Source organism: Arthrobacter sp. StoSoilB20 (assembly GCF_019977295.1).
GTDB lineage: Bacteria > Actinomycetota > Actinomycetes > Actinomycetales > Micrococcaceae > Arthrobacter > Arthrobacter nicotinovorans_A.
In genome coordinates, this window is the sequence record NZ_AP024651.1 from 718,509 (window position 1) to 732,855 (window position 14,347).

14 protein-coding genes are annotated in these 14,347 nt (G+C 63.5%); 5 read left to right on the top strand and 9 right to left on the bottom strand.

What is annotated here, in order from left to right; genetic code table 11:
* The first annotated feature begins 283 nt into the window (after window positions 1-283).
* On the top strand, window positions 284-3,370 hold the full coding sequence (locus LDN85_RS03425; protein ID WP_223945415.1) for a S8 family serine peptidase: 3,087 nt from the start codon (window positions 284-286) through the stop codon (window positions 3,368-3,370).
* A gap of 74 nt (window positions 3,371-3,444) precedes the next feature.
* Here the strand turns inward: LDN85_RS03425 and LDN85_RS03430 are convergent, their stop codons facing one another.
* From LDN85_RS03430 to LDN85_RS03445, 4 genes are all read right to left on the bottom strand, one after another.
* Window positions 3,445-3,846 carry a serine protease inhibitor gene (locus LDN85_RS03430; RefSeq protein ID WP_223944599.1) on the bottom strand — a complete coding sequence of 134 codons (402 nt, stop codon included), beginning with the start codon at window positions 3,844-3,846 and terminating at the stop codon, window positions 3,445-3,447.
* A gap of 29 nt (window positions 3,847-3,875) precedes the next feature.
* Window positions 3,876-4,814 carry a 3-methyladenine DNA glycosylase gene (locus tag LDN85_RS03435; RefSeq protein WP_223944600.1) on the bottom strand — a complete coding sequence of 313 codons (939 nt, stop codon included), beginning with the start codon at window positions 4,812-4,814 and terminating at the stop codon, window positions 3,876-3,878.
* Window positions 4,801-5,334 (bottom strand): SSI family serine proteinase inhibitor, encoded by a 534-nt coding sequence (locus tag LDN85_RS03440; RefSeq protein WP_223944601.1) that lies wholly within the window; start codon window positions 5,332-5,334, stop codon window positions 4,801-4,803. The genes LDN85_RS03435 and LDN85_RS03440 overlap by 14 nt, the downstream gene beginning before the upstream one ends.
* A 120-nt stretch (window positions 5,335-5,454) precedes the next feature.
* Window positions 5,455-5,922 carry a MarR family transcriptional regulator gene (locus LDN85_RS03445; protein WP_223944602.1) on the bottom strand — a complete coding sequence of 156 codons (468 nt, stop codon included), beginning with the start codon at window positions 5,920-5,922 and terminating at the stop codon, window positions 5,455-5,457.
* A gap of 120 nt (window positions 5,923-6,042) precedes the next feature.
* Between LDN85_RS03445 and LDN85_RS03450 the strand changes: the two genes are divergently transcribed.
* The 3 genes from LDN85_RS03450 (at window position 6,043) to LDN85_RS03460 (ending at window position 7,159) form a co-directional block, all read left to right on the top strand.
* Entirely contained in the window at window positions 6,043-6,267 is a 225-nt protein-coding gene (locus LDN85_RS03450; protein WP_026541816.1) for a hypothetical protein, read from the top strand.
* A 111-nt stretch (window positions 6,268-6,378) separates the two neighbouring features.
* Window positions 6,379-6,609, top strand: coding sequence for a hypothetical protein (locus tag LDN85_RS03455; RefSeq protein WP_026541817.1), 231 nt, complete (start codon window positions 6,379-6,381; stop codon window positions 6,607-6,609).
* Between the two features lie 166 nt (window positions 6,610-6,775).
* On the top strand, window positions 6,776-7,159 hold the full coding sequence (locus LDN85_RS03460; protein ID WP_026548313.1) for a LapA family protein: 384 nt from the start codon (window positions 6,776-6,778) through the stop codon (window positions 7,157-7,159).
* A 110-nt stretch (window positions 7,160-7,269) separates the two neighbouring features.
* Here LDN85_RS03460 and LDN85_RS03465 read toward each other — a convergent pair whose 3' ends face one another.
* The 3 genes from LDN85_RS03465 to LDN85_RS03475 all read right to left on the bottom strand — a co-directional run bounded on the left by LDN85_RS03465 (window position 7,270) and on the right by LDN85_RS03475 (window position 11,489).
* Window positions 7,270-7,569: a DUF4193 domain-containing protein gene (locus LDN85_RS03465; protein WP_026541818.1), complete on the bottom strand. Its 300-nt coding sequence runs from the start codon at window positions 7,567-7,569 to the stop codon at window positions 7,270-7,272.
* A 155-nt stretch (window positions 7,570-7,724) separates the two neighbouring features.
* Entirely contained in the window at window positions 7,725-10,214 is a 2,490-nt protein-coding gene (locus LDN85_RS03470) for a glycoside hydrolase family 3 C-terminal domain-containing protein (protein WP_223944603.1), read from the bottom strand.
* A complete protein-coding gene (locus tag LDN85_RS03475; RefSeq protein ID WP_223944604.1) occupies window positions 10,215-11,489 on the bottom strand; it encodes an MFS transporter in 1,275 nt (424 codons plus the stop codon).
* A gap of 136 nt (window positions 11,490-11,625) precedes the next feature.
* Between LDN85_RS03475 and LDN85_RS03480 the strand changes: the two genes are divergently transcribed.
* Entirely contained in the window at window positions 11,626-12,234 is a 609-nt protein-coding gene (locus tag LDN85_RS03480) for a TetR/AcrR family transcriptional regulator (protein WP_026548310.1), read from the top strand.
* Between the two features lie 75 nt (window positions 12,235-12,309).
* On the opposite strand, the gene LDN85_RS03485 is transcribed toward LDN85_RS03480, so the two are convergent.
* Window positions 12,310-13,656 (bottom strand): aspartate kinase, encoded by a 1,347-nt coding sequence (locus tag LDN85_RS03485; protein WP_026541822.1) that lies wholly within the window; start codon window positions 13,654-13,656, stop codon window positions 12,310-12,312.
* Window positions 13,657-13,795: 139 nt separating this feature from the next.
* Window positions 13,796-14,314: a DUF427 domain-containing protein gene (locus LDN85_RS03490; RefSeq protein WP_223944605.1), complete on the bottom strand. Its 519-nt coding sequence runs from the start codon at window positions 14,312-14,314 to the stop codon at window positions 13,796-13,798.
* Window positions 14,315-14,347 lie beyond the last annotated feature (33 nt).

Sequence of the window (14,347 nt, forward strand, 5' to 3'; positions counted from 1 at the left end):
GGGAGGACCAGGTGATTGTGACAAGACAAATTTCCCAAAATGTGCTCTATGTCATATTCGTCTCTCACTAGGTACTCTGTGACTCGGCTGGTTGCGCGGCTTTGACAAGAACTGTCAAAGGTTCAACCAACTAAAAGTTGACAGGCCCAGGCGATGGAGCCTGGTCCTCCCTCAGTGAAAGGTGCAACCACTCGTGAAATCACAAGGAAAGAGCTTCGTCAGAAGCGGGGGGCTTCGAAAGGCCGCGGCACTGGCCGTGGGCTTGCCGTTGCTTCTCTCTTCAATGGCGATGCCGGCCCAGGCCGCTCCCACGCCGGAGACGCCCGGGAACGTTGCAGGCGTGGCCAAGAAGAACCTTGACCCCAGCGCCTACAAGGATGGCCGCTACATGGTTGTCCTGGCGGAGAAGCCTGCAGCAACCTACGACGGCGGAACGGCAGGCCTTGCGCCCACCAAGCCGGAAGAAGGCAAGAAGCTCGACGCCGACAGCGCCCCGGTGAAGGAATACCAGCAGCACCTGCAGACGCAGCAGCAGGAAATTGCCAGCCAGGAAAACATCACCATTGAGCGTGACTTCACCACCGCCGTCAACGGCTTCAGTGCCAACCTCTCGGCAGACCAGGCCATCAACCTGGCCAAGGACCCCAAAGTCCTCATGGTGGCACCGGACACCCAGTATGCGCCGGACTACTCCACCACCGACTTCCTCAAGCTCAGCGGCCCCAACGGCACCTGGGCCACCCAGTACGGTGGCCAGGACAACGCCGGCAAGGGAACCGTTGTTGGTGTGATCGACACCGGCTACACCCCCTCCAACCCCTTCTTCGCCGGTGAGCCTGTAGGCCCACTGGTGGGCAATCCGCAGGTCGGCGTGCCCTACCGCGCCGCCGACGGCAAGATCGCCATGCTCAAGGCCGACGGCGACACCTTCATCGGTGAATGCCAGCCCGGCAAGGATACCGGTGCCGACTACGATGGCAGCGCCTGCAACTCCAAGGTCCTCAGCACCCACTACTTCGCAGACGCCTTCCTCGAAACCGTCGCCCCGGAAAACCGCGCTCCCGAGGAAGTTATTTCCCCCGTGGACGTGGACAGCCACGGCACCCACACCGCCAGCACCGCGGCCGGCAACGGCAACGTGGACGCCGTAGTGGACGGTCGCAGCTTCGGGACCACCAGCGGGATCGCACCCGCCGCCAAGCTCTCCATCTACAAGGTCTGCTGGGAAGACACCGATCCTGCTACGGGCGGTTGCTACGGCTCCGCCTCGGTGGACGCGATCGAGCAAGCCATCCTGGACGGTGTGGACGTCCTGAACTACTCCATCTCCGGTTCCACCACGAGCACCACCGACCCCGTCTCGCTGGCCTTCCTCTCCGCAGCGTCCGCAGGCATCTTCGTGGCTACCTCTGCCGGCAACTCCGGCCCGACCGCAAGCACCGTCAACCACGGAGCCCCGTGGCTGACAACGGTTGCGGCGACCTCGTTCTCGCAGGAGCTCCAGGGCACCGTTGAGTTCTCCGATGGCAGCAAATTCCGCGGAGCGTCCATCATGAACCGTGAGGTGAGTGGGGCCGGCGTCGTGCTGTCCACCAACGCTGCAAGCGGTGAAGGAAACGCGGCACTGTGCGCCCCGGGTTCGTTGGACCCGGCCAAGGTAGCCGGCAAGGTTGTTGTCTGCGACCGTGGCGTGGTTGACCGCACCGCCAAGAGTGCTGAGGTCCTGCGCGGCGGTGGCGTCGGCATGATCCTGGTCAACCTCACCGATTCGTCGCTGGACACGGACAAGCACGTCATCCCCACGGTCCACGTGAACCCGCCGGCAACGCAGACCATCAAGGACAAGGTCACGGCCAACCCGGCCATCACCGTTTCCCTGCTGAACCGCGACACTACTGGCCTGCCTGCCGAAGCGCAGCCGCAGATCGCCGGCTTCTCTTCCCGTGGCCCGCTGCTGGCCACCGATTCGGACCTGTTGAAGCCTGATGTGTCCGCTCCGGGCGTCGCAATCCTCGCCGGTGTTTCGCCGATCGGAACCGGTGGAGACAACTTCGGCTTCCTGTCCGGAACATCCATGGCTTCACCGCACGTCGCCGGTTTCGGCGCGCTGATCCTGGGCAAGAACCCGAAGTGGTCCCCGGCCACGGTGAAGTCCGCCATGATGACCACCGCCGGACCGGTCAAGCTGGCCAACGGTTCAGTCAACAAGGACGTCTTCGCCACAGGTGCCGGTCAGGTTGATCCGGCCAAGGTCCTCTCACCGGGCCTCGTCTATGACGCCACCACCGAGGACTACCTGAAGTTCATCCAGGGCACGGGCATGGACCTGGGCATGGAAGGGCTCGGCACCACGGCGCCGCGCGACATGAACGTTCCTTCGTTCGCCCTGGGCAACCTCGCAGGCAAGATTGAGGTCACCCGTACGGTCACAGCCCTGACTCCGGGCCTCTACCGGGCCACGGCCAACGTACCCGGCGTCAACGTCAAGGTCACCCCCTCCGTCCTGAACTTTGGGGCAGCAGGAGAAAAGAAGACCTTCAAGGTCCAGTTCGAAAACAACAGTGCAGTCCTGGGCAAGTTCGCCATGGGTTCACTGAGCTGGCAAGGTGCCAACAAGACCGTGACCTCGCCGATCGCCGTCCGGCCGCAGTCCGTCATTGCGGACAAGGCCCTGGCCTTCACCGGAACGGGTCCCAACGGCTCCGCTGCCATCAACATCACCTCCGGCACCAACCTGCCGGTCGGCGTCACCGTTGATGGCCTGTCCAAGGCCGATTCCTCGGCTGTCGAGCTGGTTCCCGGCCCGTTCGCTGGTGAAACCAACGCATCGAACTACGTCAAGAAGGTGACAGTTGGCGAGGGCAGTGCCCTGGCCAAGTTCTCGGTCATCTCCTCCAACGATGCCGCGGACTTCGACATGCTGGTGCTCACGCCTTCCGGCCAGCAGCTGCCGGCAGCCACGGCATCGGCCAGTGAAACGCTGTCCGTTCCCAACCCTGCAGCAGGGGATTACTACATCTTCGCCAACCTCTATGCGAGCCCCAACAACCAGGCCACCAAGGCCACCGTTGATGCCGCAGTCCTCGGCGCCAACCAGGGCAACGCCACCGTGACGCCGAATCCGATCCGCCTCGCCAACGGCAAGACGGGCCAGATCTCGCTGAACTGGAAGAACCTGGAGCCCGGTTCCTACATCGGCCGCCTCACCTTCGCCGGTACCAGCGAGCCGAGCTTCGTCACCGTCCTGGTCAACCCGGGCGGGGCCGTAGTGGTTCCGGATGAGGAAGACCCGAAGAAGGACAAGAAGGACAAAAAGAACAACGGCAAGATCCGTGGTGACGAGCCGGCACAGAGCAACAACGCCGGATAGTGTTCGCTTGATCCAGTAACTGATGCCTTAAAAACAGTGGCCGGTGGGATTCCCGCCGGCCACTGTTGCGTGTATCAGATGTTGCCTGTGGAGCCTCCGGTGTTCCCCAGCAGGGACGCCAGGGCCTTCCAGCGTGCGATCTCGCAGCCGTCCGTGCGGCTGAAATGGCTCTTGACTTTGCGCCCGCGGAACCAGCCCGTCACCACCGCTACCTGCGGGCCGCCATACTGCTGGGTGCAGATCCGGTCCGGGCGGGGCTCGGGAAAGAAGACTTCCTCACCGAATTGCTCGACAGCGGCCAGCGCCGCGGCTGCGTCCGGCAAGTTTGAGTCCAGGGAGTCAGGGTCCGGTGACAGGACGCCGGCGGCGGACCGAAGGCGGAACTCGCGTGGTTCAGCGCCAGGTGCCTCCGTCAGCGTGACGGTGAGGTCGACGTCGTACTCGCTGTTGGGTGACTCGCTCGTGGGGGAAACCATGGTGACCTTTCGCTGGTGGCGTCGGGTGCTCAGGCGGCCAATCCGGCCAGCTCGGTGAGGAGCGGATCTACTGCCTGCAGCACGCGGGCCCGCAGCTCCTGGGATTCGGCCGCGAAAGCCCGCTGGTATTCAACGTACTCGGCCTTGCCCTGCGGTGTCTCGATCCTGATGGGCGGGTAGCCCCATTCTTCGAGATCGTACGGCGAGGCCTTCATATCCATGGCGCGGATCCGCCACGAGAGCTCAAAGCAGTCCATCACCAGCTCGCTGGGCAGCGCAGGGGTCAGCTTGTAGGCCCACTTGTAGAGGTCCATGTTGGCATGCAGGCAGCCCGGCTGCTCCATGGTCCGTTGGTTTTCGCGCGTGGGGGTGAGCTCATTCAGTGGCGTAGCGTCCGGCGTGTAGAAGCGGAACGCGTCAAAGTGCGAGCACCGGATACGGTTCTCTTCCACCACGGTATCCGTGCCCTCACCACCAAGCCGCAGCTTCAGGTATTCATGGCGGAGTTCGAACTTCTCCTGCCGGTACACCATGGCCCACTCGTGCAGGCCGAAGCAGCCAAACTGGGCTGGACGCTTCGCCGTGCCCGCAAGGATGATTCCCGCGAAGCGGACAGCTTCGGCGCGGTCGGCCAGGAAGCTGCCGCGATCAAAGGTGACCGCCGGTGTTCCTGCCGGCAGCCCGTGCTCGGCGAGTTCGGTGTCGTCGAGCGTTCGATAAAACTTCCAGGTGGCGCGCTCAAGGGCCCGCGGACCGCTGAGGACGGTACCGTCGCCGGGATGCCAGCGCAGCAACTGTCCCGGTTTCTGGGTGTAGTAGGTGAACAGGAAGTCCTCAACGGGGTGCTTTTTGCCGGCCGAACGCCTCGCCAGGTAGGGGTCCGCGTAGCGCGCCACCCGGGCGTGATGGGCTGCCTCCAGCCCGAGCCATTGCTCCTGGGGGAGGTGTCGCAGCCTAGAGGCCGCCATCTGATCCGAGGACACTCTTCGCGGCGTCCCACAGCGCGATCTGGCAGCCGTCGGTGCGGTTGAAGGCCGCTGTGACTTCCTTGCCATCCACTGCGCCGGTCACCTTGGCCGTGGCCGGGCCACCGTACTGCATGGTGCAGGCCTGATCCGTTTTGGTGGGGGCGGGGCCGAGGATGGCCGGGCTGTTCTTGATGGTAGTGCAGGCGTCTGCGGCCGACGGGTGGTTGCTTTCAGCGGCCGGTACGCCGTCCTTGCAGACGAGCGTGAACGTCTGCGGCGCAGCTTCCGTGGACTCGACCAGGGTGATGGAAAGTTCGGCGTTGCCGGCTCCCGGTGCTGCCGTTGCGCTACTGGACGGGGTGGCGCTTGGGGTGGCGCTTTGGGTCGCGCTTGAAGGGGCGGACGACGACGGCGCTTGGCTTGCGCTGCTGGTGGAACCAGGCGTGGGGGAACCGGAGCATGCGGCCAGGCCGGCGACGGCCAGGACTGCCAACAGGGGCCGAACAAATCGCATGCGCATGGAATCTCCTAGGTTGCGTCCATTTTACGGGGCTCTTGTGATGCCCGCGTCTGTGTTCGCTTCAAGAAGACCACCGGCGCGGGGTGCTTGGCTAGGGGCCACGCGGGCGGCCTGCCGCCGTCAGGGTCGGTCGTGCCGCTGGGTTGCCGCGATCAGGCCCGTCATGGCTTGGTGCAGTTCGGCCACTTCCGCCCTGCTGAGCTGCAGGCGCTCGCGGATTTCACCCGGCACAGCGGTTGCTTGTCCCCGGAGGGCGGCGCCCTTTTCCGTCAGGGTGATGGCCAGGGCGCGTTCGTTCCCCGGAACGCGCTCACGGGTGATGAGCCCGCCTTCCTCCAGGCGTTTGAGCAGCGGGGAGAGCGTTGCGGGCTCGTGGAGGAGGCTGTCGCTGATGTCCTTCAACGTCCGGGGGCTGCGCTCCCACAGGGCCAGCATCACCAAGTACTGGGGGTGCGTGAGGCCAAGCCGTTCCAGCACGGGCTTATAGACCCCCACCACGCTGCGGGACGCCACAGTCAGGGCGAAGCACAGTTGGCGCTCCAGCAGGAGGTCGTCTGTTTCCTGGATGGTCTCGTCTACGGCCGTCACGGCTGCCTCCTGTTTTGCGGACCCATCAGCTTACGCCGAACGATTGCTTGATTAGTTAGTGTACTAATCATTAGCGTACTATGGACTCATTGAACCCGTCTAAAAAGGAGTCGATCTTAAGTGGCCAAGGAATCTCTTACCCGGAAGTTCATGCGTGCCACGGGGAAGTTCAGGGTTGTCTTCGGCCCCGCGCACAGCAGTTCCCTTGACCATGAAATGACCGAGGCCAACCGGAAACTGCTCGCCCAGCGCCAGGCCGAGACCCAGCAGTGGGAAACCCTCCGGCGCCCCGATGGCAGCACCTACGTTGTGCCCCGCAATCCGGACGACAAATCCCTCCGGTAGGCCCCGCATTACCCCTCCTCGGAGCCTCGTTTTGGGCGTAATATTGCCTCACTGAACGGCACGCGCCAGCCCTGCCGCTTTTCGCTCTCCGGTAAGAAGGGAGGTGGAAACATGGGACGCAGAATGGAAGGCTTCGTCCACGTAACCGAGCGGCTGCAGTCTGTTTTTGGACCGGCGACCCACGGCGACACGGGCAGCCCCGTGGTGCACAAGCACGATGATTTCGAGACCGCTTCCGAGGCGGACCTGAAGAACTTCGACGTCGAGACAGATTCCGAAGGCCATCACTATGCAGTCCGGAACAATGATCCCGGGCCCACCAGTACCGATTACAGCGTCTAGCAGGGCGTGAGATGCCGAAGGGCCGGACCGCGAACTCCGGCCCTTCCTCTTGTGCTGAGGGCCGCCGCCTTGACCCGGTCAATCCACCGTGCCACTGTTGAGCAACTAATCAGCATGCTTATTATGTTGGAAGAACGGTAAATGCTGATGTCCAGAGGGGGCCGCAATGAGTTTCCAAGAAGATGCAGCACGGGTTCCGGGCAGTTCGGCCCGCCCGGATCCAGGTAGTTCCGAGCACCGGGGCCGCCCGATACCGCCACCGGCAACGGGACACGACAGGCCAACACGTACCGCCGCATTGTGGGTTGCCGTGGCCGTTGGCTTGGTGGTCCTGGTGATGCTGATCGTGTTCTTCGTCCAGAACCAGGACATGATCACGGTCCGGTTCTTTGGCCTTGAAGGCACACTCGCCCTTGGCACCACCTTGTTCATAGCGGCTGTGGGCGGCGGCGTGCTGGTGGCCTTGGCGGGCGGGGCCAGGATCCTGCAACTCAGGATCGCCAACCACCGCCGTAAGAAGGCAATGGGCGGTCCCGGAGTTGGGCCTTAGGGGCTGTTAATTGCGGAAGGACCGGAGCGTTTGCTCCGGTCCTTCCGCAATTTAATCCCGACGGCGGCACTCCCTGACGATGTTGATTCCGCCGGGGTGGGTGGGCTGTCTTAGCCTTCGCAGTCGGTGCAGTAGGCGACGCCATCTTTTTCGCGTGCGATCTGCGAGCGGTGGCGGACCAGGAAGCAGGAATGACAAGTGAATTCGTCACTGGCCTGCGGAATAACCTGGATCACCAATTCTTCGGCAACAATTTCGCCGCCGGGGCCGTTGGCGTCGAGGCCATCGGTTTCGTCCAGTTCAAGCACGACACTCTTGGCCGTGGGAGCGCTGGCGGACTGGAGAGCCTGGAGGGACTGCTCCTGGTTCTCTTTTACATCGGTACGGAGTTCGTCGTAATCGGCTGCCACTTTTTAATGCCTCTTCGTGTTAGGGGGTTACCGGGTATGCAACGTACAGCATGCCACGAAAATTCCATACCATACCCCAGTTCCATCGCTTGTGGCGAAAACCACGTGGGTGACGGCCAAAAAAGCCCGCCACCCGGCGTGATTTTACTCATGTATTACCGGAGTTCGATGTCCAAGGACTGGAATTGGTCGGCCGCATGGCGACCCACCAACAGCCGGAACGTGCCCTGCTCAAACTGCCAGCCGCCGTCGTAATGTCCAAACGCCTTGGCGGGGATATGTATTTCCACGCTCTCGGTGCCATTGGCGGCGAGGTGCGTTCCGGCGTAGCCGGCAAGCCAGCGGACAGGGCGTTCCACGTCCGATTCCGGGCGCTCCAGATAGACCTGGACGACTTCCCGCCCGGTACGGGTCCCGGTGTTCTTGACCGGAACGTGTACCACCACGCCGTTGCCGGCAGTGACCACCCGGGAGGCATGGGGCGTGCCGAGTTCAAAGGTGGTGTAGCCCAGTCCATAGCCGAACGGCACGGCCGGAGCGGCGCCGCCTGCGGCTTGCTGCTTGAGCCACGCGCGGTAGCCGATGTGGATTCCTTCGCTGTAAACCACCTTGCCGTCAACGGGGGTGGTGTTCAGGACCGGAACGTCTTCCAGGGTGGCAGGCCAGGTGGTGGGAAGGCGGCCACCGGGCTCTTCGATGCCCAGCAGGATGTCAGCGATGGCATTGCCGAACTCCTGGCCGCCGAACCAGCCCAGGAGGACTGCTTCCACAGTGTCCAGCCACGGCATCAGCACCGGCGAACCGGAGTTGACCACCACTACTGTGCGCGGGTTGGCCGCAACCACAGCTTCAACGAGGCGGTTTTGGTACCCCGGCAGGTCCAGGTCCTTGCGGTCGAAGCCCTCGGATTCGATGGCTGCGTTGGTGCCGACAACCACCACAGCTACGTCGGAGTTCCGGACAGCGTCCACGGCGGCATCGATCTCGGCCTGCGGATCCGCCACCACTGTTTCCTCGCCCAGGAGGATGGCCGTGAACGGAATGACCTGCTCCTTGGGCAACTGGTACTCGGCCTCGATCCTGACCTTCTGGCCGGCGGTGGTTTCCACGGCATGGACGGTCTTGGGCGGATCGAACAGGGCGGCGCCCAAAACTTCGGTATCGTCCTTGATCTCGTCGTTGAACACTTCCGTCCCGTCCAGGACAAAACGGATGTGGCCCACCGTGCCGACGCCCAGATGATGGACCCCTGCTGTTTCGGCTGTCCAGTCCGCTTCCATGCGGATGGAGGCGGCGCCGTCGGGAATCCCGATGCCGAACCAGATCAGGTGCGAGGCCAGTCGGTCCTCACCGGAGATTTCGGTACCGTCGTCGGCGAGGAATGTCACGCGAAGCCCGGGCACGCCGGTAACCGGGTTGTGGAGGGACGTGCGGGGGAAGGGCTGGATGCCCTCGGCTACCTTTGCGCCGCGCGCATAGGTGACCGTGACGTCGTCGGGCAGTGCTTTCCGCAGGCCTTCCAAGGGCGAGACGGTGTACTTAGGCATGACGGTAGCGCTGCCGCCGCCCTGGGTACGGGCTTCGTCGGCGTTGTGGCCGATCACGGCGACGCTGCCGAGCGTCCTGGCATCCAGCGGCAGGATGCCCTTGTTGCGGACCAGTACAGCGCCGCGGACGGCAACTTCGCGCGCGACGGCGGCCCCGTCCAGTTGCGTCGGGAGCTGGGTTACTGCAGGTTCGAAGCCTTCGAGGGAGCCCACGCGGGCTGCGAGGCGCAGGATCCGGGTGACCTTCTCAAGGATCGCCTCCCGGCTGACGCGGCCATCATTGACCGCTGCCAGGAGTTTGGGACCCCAGTGGCCCACGGGGCCGGGCATTTCCAGGTCCTGGTGGGCGTTTGCGGCCTCCACGGAGCGTACGCCGGTCCAGTCGGACACTACGACGCCGTCGAAGCCCCATTCAGTGGACAGCGGGGTCTCCAGCAACTTGTTCTCGCTCGCAGTGGTGCCGTTGATGGAGTTGTAGGAGCTCATCACCAGCCAGGCGCGGGCTTCTGTAATGGCGTCCTCGAAGGCTGCCAGGTAGAGCTCGCGGAGCGGACGCTCGTCCACTACGGAGTCGGCGGTGAAACGCTCGGTTTCGGCCTCGTTGGCGAGGTAGTGCTTGGGCGTGGCACCAACACCCATGGACTGCACGCCGGCAACGTACCCGGCGGCCATGGTGGCAGTGAGCCGGGGGTCCTCGCTCATGCACTCAAAATGGCGGCCGCCCAACGGGGAGCGGTGCAAGTTGATGGTGGGGCCCAGCACGGCATGTACGCCTTTACGGCGGGCCTCCTGGCCTAGGACCTGCCCGTAGCGGTGAGCTGTTTCGACGCTCCAGGTGGCGGACAAGGCCGACGACGATGGCAAGGAGACGGAGTCATGCCGCTCATCGAAGTCTTCGCCCCGGACGCCTGCCGGTCCGTCGGACAGGACCACGCGGGACAGGCCGATCCCAGGGACGGCGTGTGTGGACCACACATCTGCGCCGGTCAGGAGTTGCACCTGCTGCTCGAGGGTCAGGCTCCGGGCGAGTTCCTGGATCCTGGTTTCCGCGTCCGGTGCTCCTGTTTCCGGTGCTGTGACTGCTGCCGATAGATTCATTTACTTGACTCCTTTGATACGTGTGACGAGGAGGGCTCCGATGATGCCCACAACTGCACCACCGAGGAACAACGCGGGGTAGCCGCCCAGGGCGATGACAGGGAAGGCAATAGCGGGCACCAAGGACTGGGGGAGGGCTTGGGCGATGTTGAAGACCCCAAAGGTCTTGGCGTTCTCAGACTGGTCCTTGGGCAAGAGGTCCGTGATGAGGGCAACGTCGACGGCGCTGAAGACACCGACCCCCAGCCCGAGGATGCCCTGGCCCACCAATACTTGATCGGTGGTGGTGCTGGTGGCGATGACAATCAGGCCGCCCATCATGATCAGGGCAGAGAGGATGACCATGGCTTTGCGCTTGCCGAGCCTGTCGCTGATCCATCCGGCAGCAAGGCTGGTGACCACTGTGCCTGCGGAGCTCACCAAAGTTGCTTGGAACACCAGGGTGGTCACCTGGGTCTCGGGGACATGGAGGTGGTCCGTGAAGAAGTACGGCAGGTAGAGCAGTCCGGCACAGTAGCCAACGTAGATCAGGAACTTGGTGACCCAGGCCCAGCCCAGGCCCGGGTGGGCCTTGGGATTGAAGTAGAAGGACCCCACGATTTCCCTGAAATTCAGCGGTGCAGGTTTCTGGGCAAGGACGCGGTCCTTGAACGTAAAGGCGAACACGATGGCAACGGCTGTCCCCACGATGCCGGGGACTACTGCCATCTGCAGCGCGTTATCGAACATCTGCGCGAAGAAAGCCGCCGCCACCATGCCGATGGGCAGCGTCATGCCTATCAGGCCGGAGAGCAGCCCGCGCTCGGCGGGGGCAGCTTGGTCCGGAAGGGTGGCGACCAGGGCAGCCAGTGCCGCGTTGAAGCCCAGCTGTGCTATTACCCAGGCGATGAGGACCGTGCCCACGTTCGTCGCCGAGCCCAGGAGGAACAGGGCGGCCAAGCCCACCAGGGCACCGCCCACAATCCACGGTTTACGCATGCCGAAACGGGAGGTGGTGCGGTCGCTGAGGCGGCCGACGAAGGGATTCGCGAGCAAAGCGACTGCCGCGCCTACGCCGGCCACCAGGCTCAGTGCCCCGGCGCGGGTGTCCGGGGTGGTGATCTCCGAAACCTTGATGGCGAGAACTACCAAGGCTGGTGCAAGGACGGCCATCCACAGCCCGGCGCTCGCGATGGGCATGCCGATGACGTAAGCGCGCGAAGCGGATTTTGGCGGGGTGTTTCCAGCCCCGGCGGCTTCCGTGCCGGCCGTGTGCTGATCGAGATTGAGGGCCACATTGCCTCCTGATGAATCGGGTGGCCCACCGTTGGGCCGCTGCAATGACTCTAGCGACAAAAACCTAGTGTGACTAGGTTTTTATCGAAAAAGTCGAGTGACCCTCGATATTCAAGCCGTGAAATAGACTGAACAAATGTCTACGTCCAAGGCCCGTGGCCCGTATGCCAAGGGAGCCGAACGCCGCGAACAGATCATCCAAACGGCAACCGATGTTTTCGCCACCGAGGGCTTTGAGGGCACCGCCCTCAAGCGCGTTGCCGAATTGGTGGGTGTCAAGGAAGCAACCCTGTTCCACTACTTCAAGGGCAAGCAGGAACTGCTCACGGCCGTCCTCGCCGAACGGGACCGCCGGTCACTGGCCGTAGGTGGCGACGCCGGGGTGGGCCTGGGGCTGATGCCGCCCATCGCGGAGCGGAACGTGCGTGAACCCGGACTGACAACCCTTTACGCAGTAGCCTCAGCTACTGCGAACGATCCCGAACACGCCTCACACGGCTACTTCAAAGAGCGGTACCAGACGGTGGTCAGCGACATCGCTGAGGACATCGCACAGCGGCAGGCTTCCGGCGCGGTGCGCACCGACGTCGACGCCGTCATGCTGGCACGGCTGACAGTGGCGGCTTTCGACGGGCTCCAGCTGCAATGGCTCTATGACAAGAACGTGGACATGGCTGACGGGCTCCGGCAACTCATCGACGTCCTGCTGGCCCCCGCCCACCCAACTGAGCACCCAAGTAAGTAAAAGTTAAGGCCGTTCCGAGAGCTCGGAACGGCCTTAACTGGTACGTACTTTGGGGGGCGGTTGCCCGCGGTTGGCTTAGCGGCCGGTGCCGCCGTAAACGGTAGCCTCGGCATCGCCGTCGAGCTCGAACGCATTGTGGATGGCCCGGACGGCGTCATCCAAGGCGTCGGCGCTGGTCACCACGGAGATGCGGATTTCCGAGGTGGAGATCATGTCGATGTTGATCCCGGCGTCGGAGAGGGCTTTGAAGAACGTGGCAGAAACGCCCGGGTGCGACCGCATGCCCGCGCCGATCAGGGATAGCTTGCCAACATTCTCGTTGTACTCGATGCTCTCGAAGCCAATCTGGCCCTCGGCAGCGCGAAGGGCGGCCAGGGCATCTGCGCCTTCAACGATCGGCAGGGTGAACGAGATATCCGTGCGGCCCGTGCCGTGGGTGGAAACGTTCTGGACAATCATGTCGATGTTCGAGTGCGCATCCGCAATCACCTGGAAGATCGCGGCAGCCTTGCCCGGGATATCCGGTACGCCCACAACGGTGACCTTGGCTTCGGACCGGTCGTGTGCAACGCCGGAGATGATTGGCTGCTCCAAGGCAACTCCCTCTTCAATGGTGAACTTTTCCTCGGCACCCGGGATGACCCAGGTGCCTTCGTGCTGGCTGAATGACGAACGGACATGCAGGGGAACCCCGAAGCGGCGTGCGTACTCGACGCACCGCAAGTGCAGGATCTTGGCTCCGGAAGCGGCCAGCTCCAGCATTTCCTCGCTGGAGATTCGGTCGATCTTCTGGGCGCTGGCAACCACCCGGGGGTCAGCGGTGTAGATGCCGTCCACGTCCGTGTAGATCTCGCAGACATCGGCTTCCAGCGCTGCGGCCAAAGCAACGGCGGTGGTGTCCGAGCCGCCGCGGCCCAGGGTGGTGATCTCATTGGTGCTGCGGCTCATGCCCTGGAAACCGGCCACGATGGCAATGTGGCCCTTGTCCAGCGCGGTGCGGATGCGGTGGGGGTCGACGTCGATAATCCGCGCCTTGCCGTGGATGCCGTCGGTAATCATGCCGGCCTGGGAGCCCGTGAAGGACTGGGCCGAGGCGCCAAACTTGTTGATGGCCATGGCGAGCAGGGCCATGGAAATTCGTTCGCCGGCGGACAACAGCATGTCCATTTCGCGGGCGGGAGCAGAGTCGGTGACTTGCCCCGCGAGGTCCAGGAGTTCATCTGTGGTGTCACCCATTGCGGAGACAACAACCACAACCTCGTTGCCGGCCTTCTGCGCATCCACGACGCGCTGTGCGACCCGCTTGATGCCATCAGCATCGGCAACCGAGGAGCCGCCGAACTTCTGAACGATCAGCTGCTTGGTAATGGCAGCCTCGTTGGAGAGCTCTTCGATCTTCACTTCGGTAGTGGGCATAGTCATGCGCGCACCCTCACTGCATCAATAGGGTTCGAACGCGGCATGCTCCAATTCAGGCACGCCTGCGTAGCTTATTTGCCCAGTTTATCGCCGCGCACTGCCCCGGCAGGAATTGTGACCACATGGCGGCCACCTGCCATCACTACCATCCGGCAGTGCCCGGACCGCCCTTGAATGGACCAACGATTCCCCGGGTAATCCACCCTCCATAGAAGCTGCCCTCCTGGAACGTCACCCGCTCTCCGTCCACCTCGCACGAGTCCATATGTTCGGGGTAAAGCGCCACCTTGCCGGCCAGCGCTTCGAAGCCGCGGGTGGGACTCGGATACGTCCAGCCTCCACGCTCAACAACGGTGCCGCCGGCAGTGAGGGTGAAATAGCTGGCTTGCCCCTTGAACTCGCAGAAAGTGGTGCCTCCAACAGGGATGAGCACCCCGGCAGGGAAAGCGTCCAAGGGCACGTAGTAGACCGGAGGGTGGCTGGTTTCGAGGACCCGCACGGCATCGGTGGTATCAACAATCACCTGACCTCCAAGCCGGACCACCACCCGTTCGGACCGAGGCTCCACCCTGGGCGGCCTCGGGTAATCCCACACCGATTCCTGACCCGGGGCGGGCTTGATGGGACGGGGACGCCTGAACAGACCATTGCTGGAGACCATGGGCTTATGGTGGCACCCCAGGCTGGGATCTTC

Excerpts from the sequence above, each read along its gene's own strand:
- LDN85_RS03425 (WP_223945415.1), top strand. The coding sequence starts at position 284 with ATGGCGATGCCGGCCCAGGCCGCTCCCACGCCGGAGACGCCCGGGAAC.
- LDN85_RS03430 (WP_223944599.1), bottom strand. The coding sequence starts at position 3,846 with ATGGTTTCCCCCACGAGCGAGTCACCCAACAGCGAGTACGACGTCGAC.
- LDN85_RS03435 (WP_223944600.1), bottom strand. The coding sequence starts at position 4,814 with ATGGCGGCCTCTAGGCTGCGACACCTCCCCCAGGAGCAATGGCTCGGG.
- LDN85_RS03440 (WP_223944601.1), bottom strand. The coding sequence starts at position 5,334 with ATGCGCATGCGATTTGTTCGGCCCCTGTTGGCAGTCCTGGCCGTCGCC.
- LDN85_RS03455 (WP_026541817.1), top strand. The coding sequence starts at position 6,379 with ATGGGACGCAGAATGGAAGGCTTCGTCCACGTAACCGAGCGGCTGCAG.
- LDN85_RS03460 (WP_026548313.1), top strand. The coding sequence starts at position 6,776 with ATGAGTTTCCAAGAAGATGCAGCACGGGTTCCGGGCAGTTCGGCCCGC.
- LDN85_RS03470 (WP_223944603.1), bottom strand. The coding sequence starts at position 10,214 with ATGAATCTATCGGCAGCAGTCACAGCACCGGAAACAGGAGCACCGGAC.
- LDN85_RS03480 (WP_026548310.1), top strand. The coding sequence starts at position 11,626 with ATGTCTACGTCCAAGGCCCGTGGCCCGTATGCCAAGGGAGCCGAACGC.
- LDN85_RS03485 (WP_026541822.1), bottom strand. The coding sequence starts at position 13,656 with ATGACTATGCCCACTACCGAAGTGAAGATCGAAGAGCTCTCCAACGAG.
- LDN85_RS03490 (WP_223944605.1), bottom strand. The coding sequence starts at position 14,314 with ATGGTCTCCAGCAATGGTCTGTTCAGGCGTCCCCGTCCCATCAAGCCC.